Source organism: Azospirillum sp., assembly GCF_035627195.1.
Taxonomy (GTDB): Bacteria; Pseudomonadota; Alphaproteobacteria; order Azospirillales; family Azospirillaceae; genus Azospirillum.
On the sequence record NZ_DASPMG010000283.1, the window covers coordinates 1 to 13,123 of the forward strand.

15 protein-coding genes and 1 pseudogene are annotated in these 13,123 nt (G+C 68.8%); 15 read left to right on the plus strand and 1 reads right to left on the minus strand.

Annotated elements, in window-relative coordinates; all coding sequences use genetic code 11:
• The 15 genes and pseudogenes from VED21_RS26065 to VED21_RS26135 form a co-directional block, all read left to right on the plus strand.
• Positions 1–694: pseudogene (locus VED21_RS26065) on the plus strand (sulfite reductase, dissimilatory-type subunit alpha); the annotation flags it as partial.
• A 17-nt stretch (positions 695–711) separates the two neighbouring features.
• Positions 712–1,782: a dissimilatory-type sulfite reductase subunit beta gene (gene dsrB, locus VED21_RS26070; RefSeq protein WP_324887549.1), complete on the plus strand. Its 1,071-nt coding sequence runs from the start codon at positions 712–714 to the stop codon at positions 1,780–1,782.
• Positions 1,783–1,797: 15 nt separating this feature from the next.
• Positions 1,798–2,157, plus strand: coding sequence for a sulfurtransferase complex subunit TusD (gene tusD, locus VED21_RS26075; protein WP_324884474.1), 360 nt, complete (start codon positions 1,798–1,800; stop codon positions 2,155–2,157).
• An 18-nt stretch (positions 2,158–2,175) separates the two neighbouring features.
• Positions 2,176–2,553: a sulfurtransferase complex subunit TusC gene (tusC, locus tag VED21_RS26080; protein WP_324887550.1), complete on the plus strand. Its 378-nt coding sequence runs from the start codon at positions 2,176–2,178 to the stop codon at positions 2,551–2,553.
• An 8-nt stretch (positions 2,554–2,561) separates the two neighbouring features.
• Positions 2,562–2,864: a sulfurtransferase complex subunit TusB gene (gene tusB / locus VED21_RS26085; protein WP_324887552.1), complete on the plus strand. Its 303-nt coding sequence runs from the start codon at positions 2,562–2,564 to the stop codon at positions 2,862–2,864.
• A 42-nt stretch (positions 2,865–2,906) separates the two neighbouring features.
• Entirely contained in the window at positions 2,907–3,239 is a 333-nt protein-coding gene (locus tag VED21_RS26090) for a TusE/DsrC/DsvC family sulfur relay protein (protein ID WP_324887553.1), read from the plus strand.
• A 127-nt stretch (positions 3,240–3,366) separates the two neighbouring features.
• Positions 3,367–4,092 carry a respiratory nitrate reductase subunit gamma gene (locus VED21_RS26095; protein ID WP_324887555.1) on the plus strand — a complete coding sequence of 242 codons (726 nt, stop codon included), beginning with the start codon at positions 3,367–3,369 and terminating at the stop codon, positions 4,090–4,092.
• A gap of 30 nt (positions 4,093–4,122) precedes the next feature.
• On the plus strand, positions 4,123–5,622 hold the full coding sequence (gene dsrK, locus VED21_RS26100) for a sulfate reduction electron transfer complex DsrMKJOP subunit DsrK (protein WP_324887557.1): 1,500 nt from the start codon (positions 4,123–4,125) through the stop codon (positions 5,620–5,622).
• 21 nt (positions 5,623–5,643) lie between these two features.
• Complete coding sequence (locus tag VED21_RS26105) at positions 5,644–7,605, plus strand: NAD(P)-binding protein (RefSeq protein ID WP_324887559.1); 1,962 nt, start codon at positions 5,644–5,646, stop codon at positions 7,603–7,605.
• Between the two features lie 5 nt (positions 7,606–7,610).
• Complete coding sequence (locus tag VED21_RS26110; RefSeq protein WP_324887561.1) at positions 7,611–7,994, plus strand: cytochrome c3 family protein; 384 nt, start codon at positions 7,611–7,613, stop codon at positions 7,992–7,994.
• Positions 7,991–8,716 (plus strand): sulfate reduction electron transfer complex DsrMKJOP subunit DsrO, encoded by a 726-nt coding sequence (gene dsrO, locus VED21_RS26115; RefSeq protein ID WP_324887563.1) that lies wholly within the window; start codon positions 7,991–7,993, stop codon positions 8,714–8,716. The genes VED21_RS26110 and dsrO overlap by 4 nt, the downstream gene beginning before the upstream one ends.
• Before the next feature lie 6 nt (positions 8,717–8,722).
• Positions 8,723–9,946: an NrfD/PsrC family molybdoenzyme membrane anchor subunit gene (nrfD, locus tag VED21_RS26120; protein WP_324887565.1), complete on the plus strand. Its 1,224-nt coding sequence runs from the start codon at positions 8,723–8,725 to the stop codon at positions 9,944–9,946.
• A gap of 8 nt (positions 9,947–9,954) precedes the next feature.
• Positions 9,955–10,959, plus strand: coding sequence for a glycosyl transferase family protein (locus VED21_RS26125; protein WP_324887568.1), 1,005 nt, complete (start codon positions 9,955–9,957; stop codon positions 10,957–10,959).
• Positions 10,960–10,976: 17 nt separating this feature from the next.
• Positions 10,977–12,365: a cobyrinate a,c-diamide synthase gene (locus VED21_RS26130; RefSeq protein WP_324887570.1), complete on the plus strand. Its 1,389-nt coding sequence runs from the start codon at positions 10,977–10,979 to the stop codon at positions 12,363–12,365.
• A gap of 47 nt (positions 12,366–12,412) precedes the next feature.
• Positions 12,413–12,640 carry a sulfurtransferase TusA family protein gene (locus VED21_RS26135; RefSeq protein ID WP_324887572.1) on the plus strand — a complete coding sequence of 76 codons (228 nt, stop codon included), beginning with the start codon at positions 12,413–12,415 and terminating at the stop codon, positions 12,638–12,640.
• A gap of 13 nt (positions 12,641–12,653) precedes the next feature.
• Here the strand turns inward: VED21_RS26135 and VED21_RS26140 are convergent.
• Positions 12,654–13,123, minus strand: a 470-nt coding sequence (locus VED21_RS26140; protein ID WP_324887574.1) for a ribulose-phosphate 3-epimerase, incomplete at its 5' end; no start/stop codon positions are given.

Below are 13,123 nucleotides of genomic sequence, written 5' to 3' on the forward strand. Positions count from 1 at the left end.
CGTCATCAACAATTTCCTCGACGACATGCACCGGCCGTCGCTGCCCTACAAATTCAAGTTCAAGTTCTCGGGCTGCGCCAACGATTGCGCCAACGCCACCCACCGCTCGGACTTCGCCGTGATCGGCACCTGGAAGGACGAGATGCAGGTGGACCAGGGCGAGGTCCAGGCATTCGTCAAGAAGCTGGGCCGCAAGGAGACCATCAACCAGGTCATCCGCATGTGCCCGACCGGAGCACTCGGCCTGAACGACGACGACACGCTCGACGTCGACAACAAGAGCTGCGTGCGCTGTATGCACTGCATCAACGTCATGACCAAGGCGCTGAAGCCGGGCAAGGAGCGCGGCGTCGCGATCCTGCTGGGCGGCAAGCGCACGCTGAAGATCGGCGACCTGATGGGCACCGTGGTGGTGCCGTTCATGAAGCTCGAGACCGACGAGGACTATGACAACCTGGTCGATCTGGCCAAGCGCTGCGTCGACTTCTTCGCCGAGAACGCGCTGGACCACGAGCGCGTCGGCGAAATGGTCGAGCGTATCGGCATCGCCAATTTCCTCGAGGGCGTCGGCATCGAGCTCGACGCCAACATGATCTCCCACCCGCGCACCAACTCCTATGTCCGCACCGACGGGTGGGACGAGGAGGTGCGCAAGTGGAACGAGCGCAACGCCGGCAAGTCCGCGGCCGAGTGAAGAAGAGAGACTGACGAATGACCGAGCTGCGTCGCCCCATCGAATCGGGTGTGCCGGATCCGTTCCAGTACATGCACCCGGTGCTGAAGAGCAATTACGGCCACTGGAAGTGGCATGACCGGCCGCGGCCGGGCGTGCTGCACCACGTCGCCGAAAGCGGCCAGGAGGTGTGGACCGTCAAGGCCGGCACCCAGCGCCAGATGGACGTCTACACCATCCGCAAGCTGTGCGACATCGCCGACCAGTTCGCCGAAGGCCATGTCCGCTTCACCGTGCGCTCGAACATCGAGTTCATGGTCTCGAAGTTCGAGATGGTCCAGCCCCTGATCGACAAGCTGGCCGCCGAGGGTTTCCCGGTCGGCGGCACCGGCAACTCGATCTCGATGATCTCGCATACCCAGGGCTGGCTGCATTGCGACATTCCCGGCACCGACGCCTCGGGCGTGGTCAAGGCGCTGATGGACGAACTCTACGAGGAGTTCACCCATGAGGAGATGCCGAACCGGGTGAAGATCACCACCAGCTGCTGCCAGATCAACTGCGGCGGCCAGGGCGACATCGCCATCAACATCCAGCACACCAAGCCGCCGATCATCAATCACGAGCTGGTCGCCAACGCCTGCGAGCGCCCCGCCGTGGTCGCCCGCTGCCCGGTGGCCGCGATCCGGCCGGCGCTGGTCAACGGCAAGCCCAGCCTGGAAGTCGACGAAAAGAAGTGCGTGTGCTGCGGCGCCTGCTATCCGCCCTGCCCGCCCATGCAGATCAACGACCCCGAGAACTCGAAGCTGGCGATCTGGGTCGGCGGCAAGCATTCCTCGACCCGCTCGAAGCCGACCTTCCACAAGCTGGTCGCCGCCGGCATCCCCAACAACGCCCCGCGCTGGCCGGAAGCCGCCGGCATCGTCAAGCAGATCCTCTACGCCTACAAGGAAAACGCTAAGCCGTGGGAGCGGATGGGCGAGTGGATCGACCGCATCGGCTGGGCGCGCTTCTTCGAACTGACGGGCCTGCCCTTCACCAAGTACCACCTGGACAATTGGCGTGGCGGCCGCGCGAGCCTGAACGCTTCGGCGCAGCTCCGCTTCTAACGGGGGTTACGGTCCATGAAGTTCGCCATTCTCGTCAACGAGGGCCCCTACAACCACCAGGCATCGGACAGCGCCTACCACTTCACCAAGGCCGCGCTCGACATGGGGCACGAGGTGGTGCGGGTCTTCTTCTACTACGACGGCGTCCTGAACGGGAACAAGCTGTCCGATCCGCCGCAGGACGACCGCAACATCGTCAAGCGCTGGTCGGCGCTGGCGGAGAAGCACGGCCTGGATCTGGCCGTCTGCGTCGCCGCCGGCCTGCGCCGCGGCATCAAGGAAGAGGTGCTGGCGCCCGGGTTCCGCATCACGGGCCTCGGCCAGCTCGTCGAGGCCGGCATCGACGCCGACCGCCTCATGACCTTCGGCGACTGAGCGGGGAGAGAGGAATCCATGAGCGACGAACCCGTCATGAAGAAGTTCATGTACCTCAACCGCAAGGCGCCGCACGGCACCGTCTATGCGCTTGAAGTGCTGGAGATGATCCTGATCGCCGCGATGTTCGACCAGGACGTCCACGTCTGCTTCCTGGACGACGGCGTGTACGAGCTGAAGAAGGGCCAGGACGCCAAGGGCGGGCTGGAGGTGAAGGACTTCGTCAACACCTACCGGGCGCTGGACGGCTACGGCATCGAGAAGATCTACGCCGAGCTGGAGTCGCTGGACGAGCGCGGCCTGACCGCCGACGACCTCGTGATCCCGGTGGAAGTGGTCAGCCGCGCCGAGATGGCCGGGATGATCGCCTCCATGGACGTCGTGCTGAGCGCGTGAGGAAAGCCATGCTGCACACCGTCAACAAGTCGCCGTTCGAGCGCAACGCCCTGGACGCCTGTCTGGCGCGCGCCGCCAAGGGCTCGGCCATCCTCCTGTACGAGGACGCGGTGTACGCCGCGCTGGCCAGCACCCGCTTTGCCGGGCGCATGACGCAGGCGGCGTCGGAGCACGAGGTCTACGTCCTCGTGAACGACCTCCAGGCCCGCGGCGTGAAGGACGCCCCCCTGGTCGATGGCATCAAGACCGTCGACTACACCGGTTTCGTCGAGCTGGTCGCCCACATGGGCACGGCCACGGCGTGGCTTTAAAGAAGACCTCTGAGAAAAAACAAAGCGAACCAGGAGACGCACATGTCGTACGAGATCAACGGGAAGACCATCGATGCCGACGAAGAGGGCTACCTCACCGACCTCGGCCAGTGGAACGAGGACGTCGCCAAGCTGATCGCCGACAAGGAAGGCGTCAACATGACGGCGGAGCACTGGGAGGTGATCAACTTCCTGCGCGAGTACTACCAGGAATACCAGATCGCTCCGGCCATCCGCGTGCTGACCAAGGCGCTGACGAAGAAGCTGGGCGCCGAGAAGGGCTCCAACAAGTACCTGTACGAACTCTTCCCGTATGGCCCGGCCAAGCAGGCCTGCAAGATCGGCGGCCTGCCGAAGCCGACGGGTTGCGTGTGACGAAGAGAGCCCTCCCCCGCCCAGCGGGGGAGGGTTTGGGTGGGGGGCCGCAATACCCCGGCTGCACTTGCCCCCACCCCGGCCCTCCCCCGCTGGGCGGGGGAGGGGGATGATGGCGAGGGCAAGCATGTCGGTTCTCTTCGCACTTCTCTTCTACGCCGCGACGGCGGTGCTGCTGGGCGGGCTGGGCTATAAGATCGCCCAGTACGCGCGCACCCCGGCGCCGCTGAGGATCCCCACCACGCCGGCCCCGCTGACGCGCACGGGCGTGGCGGTCCGCATGGCGCGGGAGGTGGCGCTGTTCGAAAGCCTGTTCCGCGGCAACAAGCCGCTGTGGGCCTTCGCGGCCGTGTTCCACCTGGGCCTGCTGCTCGTCCTGCTGCGGCATTTGCGCTACTTCACCGAACCGGTGTGGTTCTGGGTGGTGTGGGTGCAGCCGCTGGCCGTGCCGGCCGCGCTGGCCATGATGGCCGGTCTGGCGGCACTGCTGGCCCGCCGTCTGGTGCTGCCGCGCATCCGCACCATCACCGGGCCGTCGGACATCCTGATGCTGCTCCTGCTGCTGGGCATCGGCGCCAGCGGCATGGCGATGAAGATGGTGGCGCACACCGACATCATGGCGGTGAAGGCGTTCTTCCTCGGCCTCATGCGGTTCCACATCGGCGCGCTGCCGACGGACGGCTTCCTGCTGCTCCACCTCCTGCTGGTGGCGGCGCTGATGATCGTCTTCCCGTTCTCCAAGCTGCTGCACGTGCCGGGCGTCTTCTTCTCGCCGACGCGCAACCAGGCCGACGATGCGCGCGAGCGCCGCCACGTGGCGGCCTGGGCGCTGCCGCTCGACCAGCGGCGCTGACCCCCATTCCCGACGGAAAGGCACACGACCGTGGCCGATTACGCCATCCCCGCCCTGACCGAGGACGTCGAGCTGCGCGAGACGCCCGACCTCGCCCCCGGCTGCACGGCGCACCTGAAGCCGTTCGTCGCGGCGCCCGCGCACCAGGAGCCGTTGGGCTTCCCCGGCGAGCTGGTGCCGGATTGGGAGTCGAAGGCGATCGCCCGCATGGGCGAGCTGCTGGGCAAGTACCGCTCGCTGCAGGTCTACCTGGACGCCTGCGTCAAGTGCGGGGCGTGCACCGACAAGTGCCACTACTTCCTCGGCACCGGCGACCCGAAGAACATGCCGGTGGCGCGCCAGGACCTGATGCGCGCCGTCTACCGCCGCCACTTCACCCCGGCCGGCAAGATGTTTCCCAAGCTGGTGGGCGCCAAGGACCTGACGAAAGAGGTCCTGGACGACTGGTACAGCTACTACCACCAGTGTTCGCAGTGCCGCCGCTGCTCGGTCTTCTGCCCGCAGGGCATCGACACGGCCGAGATCTCCATGGCCGCGCGCGACATCATGGACCACATCGGCCTGGGTCAGAAGTATTCGAACGAGATCATCGGCAAGGTCCATAAGATCGGCAACAACCTGGGCCTGCCGGAACCGGCGCTGGCCGACACGCTGGAAGGGCTGGAGGAGGACGTCAAAGACGACACCGGCCACGACGTCAAGTTCCCGCTGGACGTGGAGGGGGCCGACGTCCTGCTGGTGACGCCGAGCGCCGACTTCTTCGCCGAGCCGCACGTCGACGGGCTGATCGGCTACGCCAAGGTCTTCCATCAGGCCGGCGTCAGCTGGACGCTGAGCTCGCACGCGTCGGAGGCGGCCAACTTCGCGATGTTCATCGGCTCGTACGAGCAGATGCACAAGATCGCCAACCGCATCCGCCAGGCGGCCATCGACCTGAAGGTCAAGCGCATCGTCTTCGGCGAGTGCGGGCACGCGTGGCGCGTCGCCTATTCCTTCCTGAACACGCTGGCCGGGCCGTGGGACTTCCTGGACCCGAAGTACCCGGTGCCGCAGCACATCCTGGAATTCACGTACGACCTGATCAAGCGCGGCGGCATCACGCTGGACCGCGAGGCCAACACCGGCATGACGCTGACCTTCCACGACAGCTGCAACGTCGCGCGCGGGTCGCGCATGGGCGATTTCGCCGGCGGGCAGTTCGTCATCCCGCGCGAGGTCATCAAGGCCAGCGTGCCGAAGTTCGTCGACATGCACCCCGACACCATCCACGACAAGACCTTCTGCTGCGGCGGCGGCGGCGGGCTGCTGACCGACGACCTGATCGAGCTGCGCGTCAAGGGCGCCCAGCCGCGCGTCAGCGCGCTGCAACAGGTCGTCAAGGAGCAGGGGGTCACGCACATGGCCGCCATCTGCGCCATCTGCAAGAGCCAGTTCACCAAGGTCCTGCCGCAGTACGGCATGGAGATGGAGATGGTGGTGTCGGTGCATCAGCTCGTGAGCAAGGCCATCCGGCTCGGTGGCAACGATTAACGTCTTAGGAGGAAGCGCCTGATGGATGCGAAGACGGCTGACGCCAAACCGACCGGGCTCACCTTCCGTCGGTACAAGGACGGCGACCACAAGCACCGGCCCTGGCAGGAGGAGATCTTCCAGGCGGGCTGGTCGCACAAGTGCCCGACCTACGTGCACCGCACCGCCCCCTGTCAGGCGTCGTGCCCGTCCGGCCACGACATCCGCGGCTGGCTCGCCATCGCCCGCGGCCAGGACAAGCCGGCGCAGGGCACGGTGTGGCAGGAGCACGCCTTCCGCCGCATGACCAGCGCCAACCCGTTCCCGTCGGTCATGGGCCGCGTCTGCCCGGCGCCGTGCGAGGACGGCTGCAACCGCAACGAGGTCGAGGACCACGTCGGCATCAACGCGGTCGAGCACTACGTCGGCGACTGGGCGCTGAACCAGGGCCTGACGTTCGAGGCGCCGGGGGCGGAGAGCGGCAAGCGCATCGCGGTGATCGGCGGCGGGCCGGCCGGCCTGTCGGCCGCCTTCCACCTGCGCCGCCGCGGCCACGCCGTGGTGCTGTTCGAGGAGAAGCCGGAGCTGGGCGGCATGATGCGCTACGGCATCCCCGGCTACCGCACCCCGCGCGACGTGCTGGACGGCGAGATCAAGCGCATCCTCGACCTGGGCGTGGAGGTGCGCGCCGGCGTGCGCGTCGGGCGCGACGTGCCGGTGGCGCAGCTTGAGGCCGAGTTCGACGCCATCTTCTGGGGCATCGGCACGCACGAGGGCCGCGGCCTGCCGGTTCCCGGCTGGAAGGACACGCCGAACTGCGTCAGCGGCGTCGGCTTTCTGCGCGCCTTCAACGAGGGGCGGCTGAAGGGCGTCACCGGCAAGGTGATCGTGGTGGGCGGCGGCGACACGTCGATCGACGTCGCCTCGGTCGCGCGCCGCATCGGCCACATCCAGCACGCGCACGAGAAGGACCGGCCGGAGAACGTGATCTTCGGCCAGACCGCGCACGACGTGGCGGATTCGGCCGCGCGCGGCGGCGCCGAGGTCATGCTCACCTCGCTCTTCCCGGTCGAGAAGATGACCGCCGCCGAGCAGGAGGTGAACGACGCCAAGCGCGAGGGCGTGGACATCCGCGGCAGCGTCATGCCGCTGGAGGTCGTCAAGGGGCCGGACGGCCGCGCCGTCGCGCTGAAGCTCTGCAAGTGCGAGATGGACGGGCAGGTGCCGCGCCCGGTCGCCGGCACCGAGTTCGAGGTGGAGTGCGACCTGATCGTCGCCGCCATCGGCCAGAAGGGCGACATGGACGGCCTGGAGGCGTTCGACAACGGCAAGGGCTTCATCAACGCCGACAAGCTGCTGCGCGTGCCGGGCAAGCCCAAGCACTTCGTGGGCGGCGACATCGTGCGCCCGCATCTGCTGACCACCGCCATCGGCCACGGCCGCATCGCGGCGGAGAGCATCGAGCACTTTCTGGCCGGCGTCGAGGACGACCGCCGCCCGCGCGTGGACGTGGTGCACTTCGACCTGATCGACCGCATGAACGTTGCCGGCATCGCGCCGGAGCCGTTCACGCCGGACCAGGGCGGCGGACGGCGCGGCACGTCGGAAGCCAGGTTCGCCGTGCACAACTACGAGGACCGCGGCAAGCACGAGGTGATCACGCACGAGGAGCTGTTCCTCGGCCACTTCCTGCACACGCCGCGCAACGTGCGCAGCCACGTGGAGATCGGCGCGGAGGAGGTGCTGGGCAACTTCCAGGAACGCCTCGTCCCGCTGACCGAAGAGCAGGTGGTCGTCGAGGGCAAGCGCTGCATGAGCTGCGGCATGTGCTTCGAGTGCGACAACTGCGTCATCTTCTGCCCGCAGGACGCGGTGTCGCGCACGCCGAAGGCGGCGCGGGCGACCGGGCGCTACGTGCAGACCGACTACACCAAGTGCATCGGCTGCCACGTGTGCAACGACGTTTGCCCGACCGGCTACATCCAGATGGGCCTGGGGGAGTGAGCGTGATGGTGGGCGTGCGCACCCCCGTGCTGGCGGCACTTCTGCTGATGGCTTTTGCGCTGGTCTTCGCGACAGATTTTGTTGCGACCGGTGCCATGGCCGAAGGCACGGCGAAATGGCCGGGGCAGTGCGTGGCGGACTCCGCCACCATGCGCCGCAACCACTTCGAGATGCTGCTGCACCAGCGTGACGACACCATGCGCCTGGGCGAGCGCCCGTCCGACCGCAGCCTGGGCGCCTGCCTGGACTGCCACGCGGTGAAGGGGGCCGACGGGCACGCGGTGACGGCCGCGGACTCCCGCCACTTCTGCCGCACCTGCCATGACAGTGCGGCGGTGCGCATCGACTGCTTCTCCTGCCACAACTCGGCGCCGGGAAGAGGGAAATGACGGACGTTTCTAATCCCTCCCGGCGCTCGCTTCTCGCCGGCCTCGCCACCCTCACGCTCGCCCCCGGCATCGTGCTGATGGCGCCGCAGCCGGCCGGGGCGGCGGCCACCGCCGGCAAGCGCTGGGGCCTGCTGATCGACACCACCAAGTGCTCGTCCGGCTGCGACGCCTGCGTCCAGGCCTGCGGCGCCGAGCACGGCTGGAGCGACCCGACGCACGGCCGCCCGGACCAGGCCCCCAGGTGGGTGCGCAAGGTGGACGTGAAGGACCCGGCCAGCGGCAAGACGGCTTCGCTGCCCGTCATGTGCCAGCATTGCGCCAAGCCGCCGTGCGTCGACGTCTGCCCGACGGGCGCGTCGTTCAAGCGCGCCGACGGCATCGTCCTGGTCGACCGGCACATCTGCATCGGCTGCCGCTACTGCATGATGGCGTGTCCGTTCAAGGCGCGCTCCTTCGTGCACGAGGACGTTACCAGCCAGCGTCCCGGCACGCCGCGCGGCAACGGCACGGTGGAGGGCTGCACCCTGTGCGTCACCCGCGTCGACGCCGGCAAGCTGCCGGTGTGCGTGGACGCCTGCGCGGGCACGGGCAAGGGGGCCATCCTCTTCGGCGACCTCAACGATCCGAACAGCGCCATTTCCCGGCGCGTGCGCGAGGTGGCGCCGGCGCGGCTGCGCGCCGACCTGCGCCTCGACACCGGCGTCCATTACCAGGGGCTCTGATCCGCCATGGCCAAGATGAAGACCCCGTTCACCGCGCTCGACGGCAAGTCCATGTGTTTCTACCGGCTGCTGGGCGTGCTGGGGGCGGTCGCCGCCGTGGGCCTGGGCAGTGCGCTGTACATGGAGCACCACGGCCATGTGGTGACCGGCATGGGCAACCAGATCGTCTGGGGCCTGCCGCACGTCTTCGCGATCTTCCTGATCGTCGCGGCCTCCGGCGCGCTGAACGTCGCCTCCATCGCCTCGGTGTTCGGCAAGACGCCGTACAAGCCGCTGGCGCCGCTGTCGGGCCTGACGGCGCTGGCGCTGCTGGCGGGCGGGCTGATGGTGCTGGTGCTCGACCTCGGCCGGCCGGACCGGCTGTTCGTCGCCATGACGCACTACAACTTCACGTCGATCTTCGCGTGGAACGTCATCCTCTACAACGGCTTCTTCGCCGTCGTCGGCGTCTATCTGTGGACGATGCTCGACCGGCGGATGAACCCGCACACGGCCAAGGCGGGAGTGGCGGCGTTCATCTGGCGCCTCGTGCTCACCACCGGCACCGGCTCCATCTTCGGCTTCCTGGTGGCGCGCGAGACCTACCATTCGGCGGTCATGGCGCCGCTGTTCATCGCCATGTCCTTGAGCTTCGGAACGGCGGTGTTCCTGCTGGTGGTCGCAGGATTGTACCGGATGGAGGGGCGCGCGCTGGGCGACGCCGTCATGAACCGGCTGGGCCGGCTGCTGGCCGTCTTCGTGGCCGCCGTCTTCTACTTCGTGGTCGTGCAGCACATCACCAACCTCTACACCGCGCGCGGCGGGGAGGTGGAGCGGTTCCTCCTGGGGGCGGGCGGCGTCCACACGGTGCTGTTCTGGTTCGGGCAGATGCTGGTGGGCACGGCGGTGCCGCTGATCCTGCTGCTGCACCCGGCGTTCCGGGGCACGCGGTCCAACCTGCTGCTGGCCGCCGCGCTGGTGATCCTGGGCGGGCTGGCGCAGCTGTACGTCATCGTCATTGGCGGGCAGGCGTTCCCGCTCAACCTCTTCCCCGGCATGCAGGTGACCTCCGACGCGTTCGACGGTACGGTGGGGGCCTATGACCCGAGCCTGCCGGAATTCCTCCTCGGGCTCGGCGGGGTGGCCGTGGCGCTCCTCATCGTCACGGTCGCCGGCGCGGCGTTTCGCTTCCTGCCGGAAAGCCTGGCGGACGCCGCGGTCGATCCGCACCACGCCAAGGCGAACGCCTGAGAGGACCCATGACGACCGAACACCCCTTCGCCCAGTACGTCCGCATCCTCGGCAAGGGCCCGACGCTGTCGCGCGCCCTGACGGAGGAGGAGACCTACGCCGCCGTCTCCATGATCCTGCGCGGCGAGGTGGAGCCGATCCAGCTCGGCGCCTTCCTCTGCCTGATCCGCGTGAAGACCGAGACGCCGGAGGAACTGGCCGGCTTCGCCCGCGCCGCGCGCGACAGCCTGGTCCTGCCGGCCGGCGCGCCGGCGGTGGACCTGGACTGGCCGAGCTACGCCGGCAAGTCGCGCCGCCTGCCATTCTTCCTGCTGTCGGCCCTGCTGCTGGCGCAGCACGGCACCACCGTCTTCATGCACGGGACCGAGGGGCACACGGCGGGGCGCCTGTTCAGCGGCGGTGCCTTGGAGGCGCTGGGCGTGCCGGTGGCGGCGACGCTGGAGGAAGCCGCGGCGCACCTGCGCGCGCGCCGCTTCGCCTACCTGCCGCTGGCCGGCATGGCGCCGAAGCTGCACGAGATCATCGGGCTGAAGAGCGTGCTGGGCCTGCGCAACCCCGTGCACACGGTGGCGCGCATGCTGAACCCGTTCGGTGCGCGCTGCCAGATCATGGGCGTGGCGCACCCGCCCTACCGCGACGCGCACCAGAAGTCGGCCGCCCTGCTGGGCCAGCCGTACATGGCCGTGTTCAAGGGCGAGGGCGGCGAGGCCGAGCGGCGGCCGGAGAAGCCGTGCGAGGTCTACACCATCGCCGACGGCGTGCTGGGCGCGGAAGTGTGGGCGCCGACGGCGGCCGGCACCACCGTGCGCCATGACGAGACGTTGGACGTCACGCGCCTGACCGCGCTGTGGACCGGCACGGCCGAGGACACCGAGGGCCGCGACGTGGTGATCGCCACCACCGCCGTGGCGCTGAAGCTGCTGGGCCGCGCCCAGTCGCACGCAGACGCCGAGGAGCTGGCCGCCCAGCTCTGGCGCACCCGCAACACCGCCACCCTCGCCGGGGCGGCCTGACCCACTGGAGCATCGCCATGGCCCGCGTGTTCGTCTCCGCTGCGCACAAGTCTTCGGGCAAGACCACCATCACCCTGGGTTTGTGCGCGGCGCTTGCGGAACGCGGGCTGGCGGTCCAGCCGTTCAAGAAGGGGCCGGACTACATCGACCCCATGTGGCACTCCGCCGTCAGCGGGCGGACCTGCCGCAACCTGGATTTCAACACGCAGACGCCGGACGAGATCGCGGGCTTCTTCCGCCGGTTCGCCCTGGGTGCGGATGTGTCGATCATCGAGGGCAACAAGGGCCTGCACGACGGCGTTGACCCGCAGGGCCGGGACTCGGGTGCCGCGCTGGCGAAGCTGCTGCGGGCGCCGGTGGTGCTGGTGATCGACGGATCGGGCATCACGCGCGGGGTGGCGCCGCTGCTGATGGGATACCGGGCCTTCGATCCGGAGGTGCGGATCGCCGGCGTCATCCTCAACAAGGTCGCCGGCAGCCGGCACGAGACGAAGCTGCGCGAGGCGGTGGAGGGCTTCACCGACCTGCCCGTGCTGGGCGCCGTGCACCGCTCCACGGACCTGGAGATCACCGAGCGTCACCTGGGCCTCGTGCCGGCGAACGAGGAGGCGCAGGCGTCCGCCGTCATCCGTCGCATCCACGACGCGATATCCCAGCAGGTGGACCTGGAACGGGTGATGGACGCGGCGCGCTCCGCCCCGGCGCTGGCCGTTCCGCCGCTCGCCGTTCCGGCGCCGCAGCCGCCCACCGGGCGCATCGGCGTGGCGCACGACGCCGCCTTCGGCTTCTATTACCCGGAGGACCTGGAGGCGCTGGCCGCCGAGGGGTTCGAACTGGTGCCGTTCGACACGCTGCGCGACGGCGCGCTGCCGCCGGGGCTGGACGCGCTGTTCATCGGCGGCGGCTTTCCCGAGACGCACATGGCGGCGCTGGAGGCCAACGCCGGCATGCGCGCGTCGGTGCGGGCGGCGGTCGAAGCGGGGTTGCCGACGTACGCGGAGTGCGGCGGGCTGATGTACCTGTCGCGCTCGATTTCCTGGGGCGATCGGCGCCACGCCATGGTGGGCGCGCTGCCGCTGGACACCGTGATGCACCGGACCCCGCAGGGGCGTGGCCACGTGCGGATGCGCGAGACCGACGCCTTCCCCTGGCCGGGGGCGGGCGGAACGGTGAGCGCGCACGAGTTCCACTACGCCGGTGTCGCCAACGTCGATCCCGCCTGCCGCTTCGCCTACGCGGTGGAGCGCGGGCACGGCTTCGACGGGGTGGGCGACGGCATCGTCGTCCACAACACGCTGGCCGCCTTCACCCACCTGCGCGGGGTCGGCGGCAACGCGTGGCCCCGGCGCTTCGCCGCCTTCATCCGGTCCTGCCGTTCCGCGGCCCACGGCGCCCACGCCGCCTGACGCCGCCGCCCGTTCCGCGCCTGTTTCGCCCAAGGAGTTCACGCATCATGGCCCGCCGCACCGTCGACGCCCGCAACGCCTTCTGCCCCGGCCCGCTGATGGAACTGATCGCCGCCCTCAAGCCGCTGAACGTGGGGGACGAGGTGGAGGTCCTGTCGTCCGACCGCGGCTCGGCCGACGACATTCCGGCATGGACCAACAAGGTCGGCCACCAGCTGGTGTCGTGCGACAAGCGCGACAACCACTGGAGCATCGTCGTCAAGAAGGCGAAGTAGGCGGCCGCGATCCTCAGCCGCCCCGGACGTTCCGGATGTTTTCCGCATAACGCTCCGGTCCGCCGGTGAAGGTGGCGGTGCCGGCGACGAGCACGTCGGCACCCGCCTCGATGGCGAGGCGCGCCGTCTCGGCGTTGATGCCGCCGTCGACCTGCAGGTCGATGGGCTTGCCCAGCGCGTCGATGCGCGCCCGCAGCTCGCGGATCTTGGGCAACTGCGAGGCGATGAAGCTCTGGCCGCCGAAGCCGGGGTTGACGGTCATGATCAGCACGAGGTCCAGTTCCTCCAGCACGTAGTCGAGCGCGGAGAGCGGCGTGGAGGGGTTGAGCGAGACGCCGGCCTTCACGCCCAGGCTTTTGATCAGCTGGATGGTGCGGTGCAGGTGGGCGCCGGCCTCGGCGTGCACGGTGATGATGTCCGCACCCGCCTTGGCGAAGTCGGGGACGTAGGGATCGACGGGGGCGATCATCAGGTGGACGTCGA